The organism is Ruegeria sp. HKCCD6119, assembly GCF_013110585.1.
In the GTDB taxonomy this organism is placed as follows: Bacteria; Pseudomonadota; Alphaproteobacteria; order Rhodobacterales; family Rhodobacteraceae; genus Ruegeria.
On the sequence record NZ_WVQV01000012.1, the window covers coordinates 41,035 to 53,321 of the forward strand.

General features: G+C 57.0%; 10 protein-coding genes. 6 read left to right on the top strand and 4 right to left on the bottom strand.

Annotated elements, in window-relative coordinates:
• Positions 1 to 4 precede the first annotated feature (4 nt).
• Positions 5 to 832 carry a CpsD/CapB family tyrosine-protein kinase gene (locus GS611_RS18520; RefSeq protein WP_171637911.1) on the top strand — a complete coding sequence of 276 codons (828 nt, stop codon included), beginning with the start codon at positions 5 to 7 and terminating at the stop codon, positions 830 to 832.
• Complete coding sequence (locus GS611_RS18525; protein WP_171637912.1) at positions 813 to 1,697, top strand: glycosyltransferase family 2 protein; 885 nt, start codon at positions 813 to 815, stop codon at positions 1,695 to 1,697. Before GS611_RS18520 ends, GS611_RS18525 begins: the two co-directional genes overlap by 20 nt.
• A 59-nt stretch (positions 1,698 to 1,756) precedes the next feature.
• Here GS611_RS18525 and GS611_RS18530 read toward each other — a convergent pair whose 3' ends face one another.
• A complete protein-coding gene (locus GS611_RS18530; RefSeq protein ID WP_171637913.1) occupies positions 1,757 to 2,323 on the bottom strand; it encodes a VPLPA-CTERM sorting domain-containing protein in 567 nt (188 codons plus the stop codon).
• A gap of 632 nt (positions 2,324 to 2,955) precedes the next feature.
• Here GS611_RS18530 and GS611_RS18535 point away from each other — a divergent pair.
• The 3 genes from GS611_RS18535 (at position 2,956) to GS611_RS18545 (ending at position 6,376) form a co-directional block, all read left to right on the top strand.
• On the top strand, positions 2,956 to 3,666 hold the full coding sequence (locus GS611_RS18535; RefSeq protein WP_170347013.1) for a methyltransferase domain-containing protein: 711 nt from the start codon (positions 2,956 to 2,958) through the stop codon (positions 3,664 to 3,666).
• Positions 3,667 to 3,866: 200 nt separating this feature from the next.
• Positions 3,867 to 5,354 (top strand): hypothetical protein, encoded by a 1,488-nt coding sequence (locus GS611_RS21345; RefSeq protein ID WP_171637914.1) that lies wholly within the window; start codon positions 3,867 to 3,869, stop codon positions 5,352 to 5,354.
• Positions 5,351 to 6,376 (top strand): glycosyltransferase, encoded by a 1,026-nt coding sequence (locus tag GS611_RS18545; protein ID WP_171637915.1) that lies wholly within the window; start codon positions 5,351 to 5,353, stop codon positions 6,374 to 6,376. The genes GS611_RS21345 and GS611_RS18545 overlap by 4 nt, the downstream gene beginning before the upstream one ends.
• A gap of 38 nt (positions 6,377 to 6,414) precedes the next feature.
• On the opposite strand, the gene GS611_RS18550 is transcribed toward GS611_RS18545, so the two are convergent.
• Together GS611_RS18550 and GS611_RS18555 are read right to left on the bottom strand one after the other, a co-directional pair.
• Positions 6,415 to 7,800, bottom strand: coding sequence for a sensor histidine kinase (locus tag GS611_RS18550; RefSeq protein ID WP_171637917.1), 1,386 nt, complete (start codon positions 7,798 to 7,800; stop codon positions 6,415 to 6,417).
• Positions 7,790 to 8,455 carry a response regulator transcription factor gene (locus tag GS611_RS18555; RefSeq protein ID WP_171637919.1) on the bottom strand — a complete coding sequence of 222 codons (666 nt, stop codon included), beginning with the start codon at positions 8,453 to 8,455 and terminating at the stop codon, positions 7,790 to 7,792. The genes GS611_RS18550 and GS611_RS18555 overlap by 11 nt, the downstream gene beginning before the upstream one ends.
• 157 nt (positions 8,456 to 8,612) lie before the next feature.
• Here GS611_RS18555 and asnB point away from each other — a divergent pair, with 157 nt between their 5' ends.
• The gene (gene asnB, locus GS611_RS18560; RefSeq protein ID WP_171637921.1) at positions 8,613 to 10,559 is read left to right on the top strand and encodes an asparagine synthase (glutamine-hydrolyzing); all 1,947 of its coding nucleotides are present in this window, start codon (positions 8,613 to 8,615) and stop codon (positions 10,557 to 10,559) included.
• Between the two features lie 15 nt (positions 10,560 to 10,574).
• On the opposite strand, the gene GS611_RS18565 is transcribed toward asnB, so the two are convergent.
• On the bottom strand, positions 10,575 to 12,059 hold the full coding sequence (locus GS611_RS18565; RefSeq protein ID WP_245218223.1) for an NAD(P)/FAD-dependent oxidoreductase: 1,485 nt from the start codon (positions 12,057 to 12,059) through the stop codon (positions 10,575 to 10,577).
• Positions 12,060 to 12,287: the final 228 nt, after the last annotated feature.

Here is a 12,287-nt window from a genome sequence, read left to right on the forward strand (position 1 = left end):
TGTGATGGACCGTCTTCAGAAAGCGATTCAAAAGGCGCGCGAGGAACGGCAGAGCCGCGAAAGCCCGCCGCCGGTCATGGAACAACCGCCCCGTCACGCCCCGTCAGAAGACACTCGTGACGCCCGGTGGCAAAGCGTGCCCGAGATACAGATCGACCCAAAGCTCGCAGTGCGCAACCGGCTTGCATCTCTGGCTGGCGGCGCGGACGCCACCCCCTACGACATGTTGCGGACCAAGATGCTGCAGCAGATCTTGTCCAACAAATGGCGCAGGGTGGCATTGACCTCCCCGTACAGCGGGTGCGGCAAAAGCACGACGACGGCCAACCTGGCGTTCAGCCTGGGGCGGCAGGAAGATCTGCGGACGATCGTGATCGATTTCGACATGCGGCGCAGGGGGCTGGCCGAGATTCTGAAGCAAACCGGCAACCACAGTATGGCCGACGTCATTCAGGGGGCGGTGCCGTTTCATGAACATGCGCTGCGGTATGGCAAGAACGTGATCTTCGGGCTGAATTACACGCCCACGCGCAACCCGGCGGAGATCTTGCAAAGCCGACGGGCAATCGAATTCCTCGAACAGCTTGAGGCGGATTACAAACCCGACGTCATTCTGTTCGACACGCCCCCCCTGATGATGAGCGATGACAGCCACGGGTTTCTCAGGAATGTCGATTGTGCCCTGCTTCTGGCGGCCGCCGAAGAAACCAGCATTGACCATATTGACGTTGCCGAACAGCAACTGGCGGAACTGACCAGCGTCATGGGGATCGTGCTGAACAAATGCCGATACATCAGCGGGACGTTTGGCAATGAGTACGGATCCTACTGATACGGCCCCGGCCGATGCAGTGATCATTCCCCATTACAACGATTTGCCCCGGCTGGAACGATGTCTTCTTGCCCTGAGAGAGAATGATCTGACGGCAACTGAAATCGTTGTCGTTGACAACAACTCTCCGGTGTCGCTGGATACGATGCGCCGGGCCTTTCCCGAGGTGCGTTTTGTGGTGGAAACCCAAAAGGGCGCGGCCCATGCCCGCAATCGCGGAGTTGCAGAAACCAGAGCGCCCCGACTGTTTTTCATTGACGCCGATTGCGTACCCGCGCCGGACTGGTTGAGCGTCGGGCGTCAGGTCGCGGATCAGGCCGATCTGATTGGTGGCCGGGTAGATGTTTTTGACGAAACCCCACCCCCGCGCAGCGGCGCAGAAGCGTTCGAGGCTGTTTTTGCATTCAACTTCCGCAGGTATATTGAGGTTCAGGGGTTCTCCGGCGCCGGCAACCTGCTGACCCGACGCGATGTGTTCGATGCGATCGGCGGATTCATCAACGGTGTCTCGGAAGATCGGGAATGGACCATGCGCGCGGTCGCGCGCGGGTATAGCCTGATCTACCGGGATGACTTGCGTGTCAGCCATCCATCCCGGCAGAACTGGCCCGCGCTCAAGGCCAAGTGGCGGCGCACGACACAAGAGGCATATCTGCTGCACGGCACCAACGCGGCCGCGCGCATGCGGTGGGCGATCCGTGGATTGGCCATGCCGGCCAGTGCAATTGTGCACACCCCGAAAATCCTCAGCAGCGACAAGCTGTCCTCGGCGGGCGAAACCAGTCGGGCGGTCATCACGTTGTTCCGGCTCAGATGTCAGCGGATGATCTGGATGTTGCGCCAGGCGGCAGGTGGCAACATCTGATCAAAAGAAAAGGGACCGCGAAACGGCCCCTTGTCCTGTTTGTCAGGTTTGTGTGTCGCTCAGGCGGCTTTGCGGCGACGCGTCAGAGCCAGACCACCAAGCGCGGTCAGAAGCAGCAGACCACCGGCGGGCAGCGGAACTGGTGCGACGTCGAAATCAAACGTAACCGGCACCGGATTGCCATTGGCATCGGTCGCCCCTTGAGAGTTGGCCCAGCTAAACACCAAATTCTGGCTCAAGGTGTTCGGGCTGACGCTGCTGAACAGCGTGCTGAGTGTCGTCTGAACACCACCCAGAACCGACGTCGATGCCAGCACGTTGGCCGGGTTCAAGGCGTCGACCCAGCTCACCGTCAGACCTGTGAACGTGTTCAGCAGATTGATGGTGATCGAAGCGTTCGCAACACCAAAAAGAGGATCAATGGGCGACTGGAAGTTGATCATGTAAACCCCGGGTCCACCCATCGTGGAAACCGTACCGGAGAAGAGCGTGTCGGAGGTGATGTCATATCCACCCCCTGGCAGAGGACCACCACCCGCTGACACCGAGGTCAGAGCGCTGGCCGATCCGGCCATCATCACAGCAGTAGCAAGCCCCGCCGCCATCATCTTAAAAGTTCTAAACATACAAAGTCCCACCTTTGATTTTTATACACACAACCCGCTCGAAATCTCGGCAGGGCACCTACTGCATTTATTAATAATTCATTTCTATTTGATTGCGAAGGATTTTTCTCGGAATTGTGGCTTTTTTTGGGCGCAAAGGCCGATTGCTCGGCACAATGGGCGCTCGAATTATAGTTTGTTTCCCCATCGTGAACCAGAATCACCCGAATAAGGCGAATCTGCGTCTGGAGAACATGCCAACTTTCCGGCGATTCCGAGCGTTTTCACACTGCACCAAACATAATCCAAACCGGTTCAGGCAATGCAGAACCAACCCCGATCACTCTGTCATGAAATGCAACCGGCACGCCTTTTCACATGACGGGCGCCCCCGTTCTGCGCAAGGCGAGAAACAATACAAACCATTTCAGCGCACTGTCTACTTTCGGACCGCCGCAAGGACCCTGCGGATCACAACAGAAGGGAAAAAGGCCACAAACCCGGGTTCCACCATATTTATTCTTCGACGGTCCGAAAGTTTCGTGTAGCTTTGGATTGTTATTGTACCAAGTTCAGGCACGCATTTTCAATCGGAAGCCCTTGTTTAGCCGTTTGTCCATTGTGCCTGCCTATTTAGCGAGGAGACATTGCGCATGGGCGTTGGCCAGAACATAGCCGCTGAGAATGCGAACTGGACCTTTGGGGGCAGTGTTCCCGATACGTTTGTCGACCACATCAAATTGTCTGTTCCTCTTTATGAAATGGGTCACGGCCTGATCTGTCAGGTTTCCGATTTCTTCGTCCGCAATGACAGTCTCTGCTATGAAATCGGCACATCGACCGGAGAGTTGATCCGCAAGCTGGCAGAACATAATGCGGGAAAGCCTGACGCACGCTGGATCGGCATCGATGTCGAACCTGAAATGGTGAAAGTCGCCGAAGCTCATTGCGCGGATGTCCCGAACATTTCCATTCTTCATGACGATGCCCGTCATATGGAGATGGAAAAGGCGGACATGATCGTCAGCTATTATACAATGCAGTTCATCCCGCCCCGGTACCGGCAGGAACTGTTCACCAAGATCTACAACACCCTGAACTGGGGCGGTGCGTTTGTCATGTTCGAAAAGGTCCGGGGGCCGGATGCGCGGTTTCAGGATCTTGTGACCCAGCTCTACAACGAATTCAAAATCGGCAATGGATTCTCAAGCGAGGAAATCGTCGAAAAGGCGCGCAGCCTGAAAAGCGTGCTGGAGCCGTTTTCCACTCAGGGCAATCTGGATCTGCTGGGCCGGGCCGGTTTCAAGGATGTGATGAGTATTCAGAAGTATATTTGTTTTGAAGGTTTTCTTGCTATCAAATGATTGCTTAACGCCATGCCGGCAGAGACCGGAGTGGGATAACACCGCTTATGGCCCGATTGATGGAGGCTGCCGAGGACGCTGATGAACGCGCCTGATTTTGATCCTTGTGAAATGGCACTGGAAGACGGGCTGAATGCAATAGTTGCTTGCTTTCAGCACACCGTACTTGTGGCGAAGCTGGTCGCAGAACGGATATGACCGTGTCGGCTCTTTCGGATAAGCCATCTTGGACGGTCGGGGCTTTCCTCCTGGTGATCGCGGCGCTGCTGGTTTGCCTGTCCGTTCTCATGATCAATGGCGGGCCGCTTTATTACTTCGATACCGGCAGTTACATCCGGCAGGGAAATGTGGCCTTGAGCAGTTTCCTTCCGCCGACAGCTGACAGCGTTGCGGCAGGTGTAACCCACACCGCCGATGAGGATAACACCGCAACCGGATCACGGTCACTGATCTATGGCCTCATCATGGCTGCGCTTGTTCGGATCGATGCCCTGTCCGTCCTTCCGGTATTGCATCTGGTTGCTACGCTGCTGGCCGTCTGGATGCTGGCGCGAACCGCTGGCCGGTCGCCGGGCGGGGCACCGAACACAACCATTATGACCGCAGTGCCTTTGTTGGTCGCAGCCAGTACTTCATTGCCGTTTTATGTCGCCTATATGATGCCGGATATTTTTGCACCGGTGCTGCTGATCGTGATTGCCTCACTGACGGCCTTTGGGCGGATGATGCAAACCTGGGAACTGATTTTGGTATCCAGTCTGGCCCTGTTCAGCGCCCTTCTGCACCCGTCTCATCTGGCGGTTGCGGCGTTAATGATACCTTTTGTCGCTTTGGCCGCGCTCTGGGGGAAAAGACCACGGCGCTGGCGCGCGACAATCTTGATGATGATGGTTCTGGCGCTGGCACTGGCCGAGCGCAAGGCCTTTCAGGTCACCGTGGAAATCGCCACCAACAAAGAGGTCGTCTATACGCCGCATATCACCGCGCGGCTCATCGTTGACGGGCCGGGCATGGATTATCTGGACGAGGTCTGCCCGAATGCCGAAGTGCCCACCTGCGCACTACACGAAGCGCTGTCGTGGTCAGATGATCCCTACAGGCTGACACCCTCCCATATCATTTTCGAACGCTCCCCCAACCTGGGTTCATTCCGGCTCATGTCACCCGAAGATCAGAAACGGGTTGCCCTGTCCCAACGGGAATTCGCCAAGGCGGTTTTCCTGTCCCGGCCTCTTTCCACCTCGTTGGCACTGGCCCGGAACGGCTATCAGCAGGTATTGCGCTATAGCATTGCCATGACGATCCCAACGGATGTGGAGCTGGAAAACGCCCGCTGGTTGGCCAGAATGGAAGATATCCGGCCCGATATGTTCCAAGGCGGTTCATTGTCTCAGGACAGGGGCTGGATAGAAACGGCCGATATCGTGCACGGCGTGATCTATGCCGTCTCTTTTGCCTTTATCGTGTTTATTCTGCTGCGGCCGGGTAGTGTGTCGCGTGACATGAAGCTGTTTGCGCTGTTCATCCTGATCGGAATAGCGGTCAACGCTCTGGTCTGCGGGGGAGTATCACAACCCGCAGATCGTTACGGCGCGCGCGTGATGTGGTTGTTGCCCTTTACAGCGGCCTTTCTTTTCCTTGTTCAGCGCTCAGGCGCTTCGCGTATCATTGCCGGAGATCCTTCGTGAGTTCAGATCACCCCCTTTCCATCAGCGTGGTCATGCCGGCCTACAATGCCGAACATCTGCTGCCGCGCGTTTTGCCGCCATTGATTGAAATGTTGAATACCGGACAGGTGCAGCAGGTTCTGGTGGTGGATGACCAGTCCCCCGACGGTACCGCGGCGCTGGCACGGGAAATGGGCGCAACTGTTCTGACCACACCCGTCAATGGCGGGCCGGGGGCTGCCCGCAACCTGGCCGCCCAACAAGCCACGGGCGATATCCTGTGGTTCGTGGATTCCGATGTCATCGCCTGGCCGGACGGGCCTGACCATATTCGCCGGTCGATGTCCGAAGACAATGTGGGCGCCGTGTTCGGATCCTATGATGATGCCCCGGACGGGCAGGCCTGGTTTTCACGCTACAAGAACCTTCTGCACCGCTATCACCATCAACGCGCCCGCCGCGAGGCGCGCACCTTCTGGGCCGGGTGTGGCGCCATCCGGCGCGACGTGTTTCTTGAAGTCGGTGGCTTTGATGTCAAAACCTATGAGGTGCCTTCGATCGAAGATATCGAACTGGGCTACCGGATAGCGGCCACCGGTCGCCGTATCCTGGTCGAGCCGCTTTTGCAGGGCAAACACCTGAAGGTCTGGACCATCCGCAACAGCCTGAGCACGGATATCTTCTGCCGTGCCCTGCCCTGGGCCCGGCTGATGATCTCGCGTGAGGGGTTGACCGATGATTTGAACACCTCGATGGCTGAACGTGCACGGGCCGCAATTGCCGGGCTGTTGCTGCTGTCGCTTCTGGCCCTGCCGTTCTGGCCGGGAAGCTGGCCTTTGCCTTTTGTGTTACTGGCTGCGGCCTTTGTCGCCAATCTGGATCTGGTGCGCGCCATGTCCGGGCATGGCGGGCCGTGGTTTGCGTTCAAATGTCTGCTCTACCATCAGGTCTATTATGTCTATTCGGCCACCATCTATGTCTGGTGCCTGTTCGAATATCACATGCTGGGCAGACGGCATAACTTGTCGGTCAGGCGAAGTTAGCCTGTCCGGTTTCACCCGTCGGAAACCGGGCAAACCGATCAGTTTGCCCTGCGCAAGTTTCCTTTGAGGGACCGCGTTCTGGGCTTTCTGGCAGCTTCAATCTGGCCCGGCAGCGTTACCGAAACGCGCGCACCACCCAGAGAGGATGTTCCGATACTGACGGATCCGCCGTAAAGTTCAGCGATATCCTGCACGATCAAAAGCCCCAGCCCATGCCCCTCGGTCTCATCTGTATTGTCTTTCCGAGCCGACCCCTCTGATCTGCCCGCCCCCATTCCGGGGCCATCATCCTCGATACTCAACGTGATCATGCCCGGCTCGGGTGCCGTCACGGATATGCGCACATGGCTCTTGGCCCAGAGACAGGCGTTTTCAAGCAGATTGCCCAGGATCTCCTGAATGTCGGCCTCCTCGCCCCAAAAGGTGGTTCCGGCGTCTATGGCGTTTTCGATATGCGGCATCCTGTTTCGGAGTGTGATGCCAAGTGCAAACGATACATCTTCGGCGCAGGCATGCACCGGAGAGGATTTTCCATAGGGGCGTTCGGTACGCGCGCGGCTGAGGTTGCGTTTGATGACACCGGTCATACGCCCCACAAAATCCGTTATCTGATCTCTTTTATCTCCCTCAAGCTCTTCGGCAACGCGCGCCAATGCCGCCAGCGGCGTTTTCAGGCCATGCGCCAGCTCTGCGTTTTTTCGACGGTGTTTTTCGATGATCGTGCCGTTGCGCCAGTGTAGCTCGCGCAGTTCCTCGACCACGGGAACCAGATCGGGGGGCCATTTCTGATCGTCTATGATGGTGTCGTTTTTACGCATGACCTTCACGGAATTGCTGAGCCGCTTGAGCGGCATCAGCCCCCTGTTCACAGTGATGTAGACCGAAACCGAAACCACTATGGCAAGACCAATGAAAATCAATGCAATCAGCTTTGCAGCCCGGTTGGTTTCTTCCGTGACATGCATCAGTGGGGCCGCAATCCGGAAGGTCAATGTCTCATCCGGTTCCATCCCGGGAAACGCAGCCCGCCTTCCACGCAGAACATCTCCGCCCGGGATTACGAAATTCCCCCCGGCTTCCGGGACGTCCAGAACCCAGCTTTCTGCGGTGACAGGGCCAAGTGACGGGGATTGCAGCAGGATTTCGTCAGACCCGTCACGCGTCAATTGCCAGAACCATTGCTCATTGGTCAGGTCATAATAGCTCGGGCCAACGCTCTCGAGCAGTTCAGCCTGTGCCCCGTCATAGGCGACCCGCCGGGCTTCGATCAACAAATCCTGCCCAAGCAGCAAATCCATTTCGCCGATTTCATGAGCCCGGTAGACCTGAATGCAGATCATGGCCCCGATACCCAGTATGGCGCAGCAGATCGCTATCGTGGCAATCGAAACGCGACGGGGGATCGTAGCCCAATTATGCGTCATCTACCGGAATCCGATACCCATGCCCCCGCACGGTTTCCACCATTCCCGCCGAAGTCTTCCGACGCAAACGTGAGACAAGAACATCGATGACGTTCGATTGCAGATCCATATCCTCGGCATAGATATGTTCGATCAGATCTGCCCGGCTGACGACAGATCCCGCATGTCGGGCGAGATGCTCCAGCGCCCGGAACTCGAAAGCGGTCAGCGATACGCTGCGCCCTTTGAAAAAGGCAGCTTTTTCATCCGGCATAACCGAAAGATCTCCGACATCGATCGAGGGCGTGCCACGCCCGCTTGCACGGCGCACCAAGGCCTCGAGCCGCGCCAGAAGTTCTTCTGAATGAAAAGGCTTTGACAGATAATCATCAGCCCCGCTGCGCAGCCCGGAAACGATATCGTTCCAGCTGTCACGCGCCGACAGGATCAGAACCGGTGCTGCAACCTTGCGGCTGCGCCATTCCCGCAGGATCGACAACCCGTCCAGCCCCGGCAGCCCCAGGTCCAGCACGATCGCGTCCCAATCCTCGGTCTCTCCCAGAAACAGCGCATCATTGCCGTTTCCTGACAGTCTTACGATATCACCCCGTGCGCGCAGCAAACATTCAAGATCACCGCGCAGTGTATCGTCATCTTCCGCAACCAGTACCTTCATAACCCCTCATACGGGACAAACGGTCCAAACGTGAACACAGCATGACAAGACCCGACATGCACCGTTCACCCCCCCTTTTATATATTTCACCAGATCGGTTGTCGAAAGCGATCCGTTTCAGAACCCGAAATTAAGTTTTAACGATTTGAGGTGCCGGATGTGCGGTCTGTTTGGAATTTTCCCAGAGGATACAACCTCATCCCCTGATGTCACACGGCTTCGTCAAAGCGGTTTCGCCATTCGGCACCGCGGCCCCGATGCCGGCAATATTCTGAGCGAGCCCGGTCTTGGCCTGGCCCATCAACGCCTGTCTCTGGTTGATACCGACACCCGGTCGGATCAGCCCTTTACGGACCCAAGCGGCCGCTACATCCTTGTCTACAATGGCGAAGTCTACAACTTCAGAACCCTGCGCGCTGAACTTGAGGCATTGGGCATCCCGTTCCGCACCACCTCGGATACCGAAGTGGTGCTGCACAGCCTGATCCAATGGGGCGAAGATGCGCTTGCCCGGTTCGATGGCATGTTCGGACTTGCCTTTATCGACCGGCAGACACACCGGGTTCTGCTGGCCCGGGACCGGTTTGGCATGAAACCTCTTTACTGGATGCAAGGCATGACCGAACAAGGCCCCGCCTTTCTGTTCGGTTCAGAGATCAAGGCCTTCGAACCCTGGATAACCCTGCAACCCGATGTCAACTCGATCGCGGCTTACCTGATGAAATTCGGAGGCCCGACCAGCGGCCCGACCTTCTATCAGGGGATCCGCAGCCTGACACCCGGCACTTACCTATGGCATGACGGATCGGGCAATATCGACACCGCCTCTTTCTTCCACCTGACCGACTTTCTCGATCTTGATGAGATGACCCGTCTCGATGGCCTGTCGGCTGTCGATATCGTCGATGAATATGCGGATCTCATGCATAAATCCGTGGCCTCACATTTATTCGCGGATGCACCGGTTGGCGCGTTTTGCTCTGGCGGGGTGGATTCATCCCTGATCGTTGCTATCGCAGCGGCCCAACACCAGAATATCGCCCTGTTCCACGCCAATGTGAAAGGCGCCTGGAGCGAGGTGGACGCCGCCTCGGAACTGGCCAAAAGCCTGAAACTTGATCTGCATGTCATCGAGGCTGAAGAGCAGGATTTCGTCGACATGATCCCGCGCGTAATGCGTCACTACGAATACCCGTTTTCCTATCATCCCAATTGCGCGCCATTGATGATGATCGCCCAGCTCGCGGCGGATTCAGGGATCAAGGGGCTGTTGTCAGGCGAAGGATCGGATGAGCTGTTTCTGGGCTACCCCTGGCTTGGCCGCAAACGCCTGACAGACGGGTATGAAAGGATGATCAGCGGGTTGGGTTCGGCCATACGCGCAATACCGGGGGTTGGCCCGATCCTGGCACCTGACCGGATGGGAAACATGGAAAACGTCCGCGACATCCTGAATGGTCGCGAGATGGCGCAGGACAAGCGGGCCGTAGCCGACAGCCTGGCACAGCTGCCTCGCAAGTTTCAGGAAAGAGGCCGGCAATGGAGCCTGGATTACATGCACCACCATCTGCGAACGCTTTTGCATCGCAACGATACAATGGGCATGGCTGCCGGGATCGAGGCGCGGTTCCCGTTTCTGGACACACAGGTTGCCCGGTTCGGGGTCAATCTGCCGGCACGCTACAAGCTCAGAGCCTCTCCGTTCGTTTTCGAGAAGGCACACCCCTTCATCCGCGACAAATGGGTGGTCCGCGAGGTTGCCAACCGCTACATCCCCAACACCCTGAGCCAGCGCATCAAGATCGGGTTCTGGACGACGGTGTTTCAGCGGCTTGAGATCCGGCCGGAATACTTCAGGAACGCCCATTTGGGGGATCTTTTCAGCCTGACCCGGACACAGATGACAAACACCATCGAAGAGGCCGGTCCGGATCTGCGGCTGCGGTTGCTGCTGACCGAGGTGTGGCTGCGATGCCGGCTGGATCATCAGGACGAAGATTGCGAAATCAACAGATTACGCGATCACGTCAGCATCCGGCCGGACAGATTTCGCCCCCGACCCTCCTCTGCCAACAAACCTGTGGGCGCTGCGGTCCACAGTTGAAGGGCTGCCCCTTCCTCAGAGGGCCCTGCTTTTGCGGACGGCGGATTGCGGGGCCGCCTTTTTCTTGGGTTTGGCTTCAAACTCTTCGTGATAGGACCGCTCAACATTGACATCCCAGACGTCATGATTTTCGCCCAGGATATTGCGCGCCGCGTACATCGCCGACAGCATGGAATGATCCTGGTTGTTGTAGCGGTGCAGACCATTGCGACCCACGGTCTGGAAGTTTTCCAGCGTCTTCAGCCAGTCGCTGACCGTGTCCAGGGCGTCCTTGTATTCGCTGTCATAGACCGGATAAGCCTTGGGCTGCCGGATAACTGCGTGATCGATGACATCACTGGCCTTGGCCAGACCAAGCTTTTCAAGCTCTTCACTGGCAAGATGCCTGAGATCCTCGTCACTTGAGGACCACAACCCGTCACCCTTCTGACAGAAATATTCCATCCCGATCGAGGCAGTGTTCTGATCGGGCAGCATTTCCGCGGACCAGGCGCGGAAATTCTGGATGCGACCCACCTTCACCTGCGGGCTGTGGATGTAGATCCAGTTGTCGGGGAACGGATCCGCGTGATCCAGGATCAGGGTCACGATCAGGAAATCACGATACCGCAGACGGTCTGCCGCCTCGACGACCTCGGGCGGTGGCGGCGGATCAAAAGCATGGATCAGATCACGAACGGCCATCGAATTGACGAACTCTTCACCCTCCACCCGCTCGGTGTGTTTTTCGCCATCTTCAGTCCAGTGGCGCACATCGATCGAGGTGACGCGATTGCCATCACGGTTCACCTGGATCACTTCGGAATGGGTTTCGACCGAGCCCCCCTTTTCCCGGATCAGGTCACGGGTCTTTTCCCACATCATGCCGGGGCCCAGGCGTGGATACTGGAATTCCTCGATCAGGCTGGCGGTGTCATTGGCCCCCGAAATCGCATTCCAGACCGCCTTGGGCAAAGACAGGTTCTTGATCCGCTGCGCGGCCCAGTCGGCGCGGATTTCGGACGGCGGAATACCCCAGACCTTCTTGGTGTAGCTGTGGAAGAAATGCATATAAAGCCGCCCGCCAAAGCGATTGACGACCCAGTCTTCGAACGTGTCTTCCTGCTGGCGTGGACGAATCTTCCATTTGATGAAGCTGCCGATGATCTTGTAGGTCTCGTAGGGGCCGATATTGCCAAGGGCGTTGAAGATACGCAGCGGGTAATCGTAGAATTTGTTGCGATAGAAGATGCGGCTCAGGCGTTGCACGGTGATGAAATCATCCCCCATCACCTCGTGCCACATATCCTCGACTTCGCGCACCTTGGTGAAAAACCGATGCCCGCCAATGTCGAAGCGATACCCTTTGTGCGTTTCGGTTCGCGAGATGCCACCAACCATGTCCGAGGCTTCGAACACCCTGGGAACATGTGTGTCGCTCAGTTTCTGAAGTTCATAGGCTGCTGTCAGCCCTGCTGGACCACCACCAATGACGACAACGGGAACAATATCTTTTTTCAAATGACTAACACCCATACCAAAACACTGACCTAAAGCTACAAGAGGTTATCCGAGATTCACAACAAAATCCTGTCAGTCCCCGAAACGGGGCTCCTGCGCCTTTAGCTCCACCCCTTCCGCGCAGAAAAATCAACCATTCCGTTTGACGAACCGCACTTTCGCCCTTCTGTGCAAATCGATGACAGGCCAAACCCGGGTCACCTGTGCCGAAAGCCAGTTTGGGCTTTG

Bases quoted from the DNA above. Each gene is read 5' to 3' on its own strand.
- GS611_RS18520 (WP_171637911.1), top strand. From the start codon at position 5: ATGGACCGTCTTCAGAAAGCGATTCAAAAGGCGCGCGAGGAACGGCAG.
- GS611_RS18525 (WP_171637912.1), top strand. From the start codon at position 813: ATGAGTACGGATCCTACTGATACGGCCCCGGCCGATGCAGTGATCATT.
- GS611_RS18550 (WP_171637917.1), bottom strand. From the start codon at position 7,800: ATGACGCATAATTGGGCTACGATCCCCCGTCGCGTTTCGATTGCCACG.
- asnB (WP_171637921.1), top strand. From the start codon at position 8,613: ATGTGCGGTCTGTTTGGAATTTTCCCAGAGGATACAACCTCATCCCCT.
- GS611_RS18555 (WP_171637919.1), bottom strand. From the start codon at position 8,455: ATGAAGGTACTGGTTGCGGAAGATGACGATACACTGCGCGGTGATCTT.
- GS611_RS18535 (WP_170347013.1), top strand. From the start codon at position 2,956: ATGGGCGTTGGCCAGAACATAGCCGCTGAGAATGCGAACTGGACCTTT.
- GS611_RS18530 (WP_171637913.1), bottom strand. From the start codon at position 2,323: ATGTTTAGAACTTTTAAGATGATGGCGGCGGGGCTTGCTACTGCTGTG.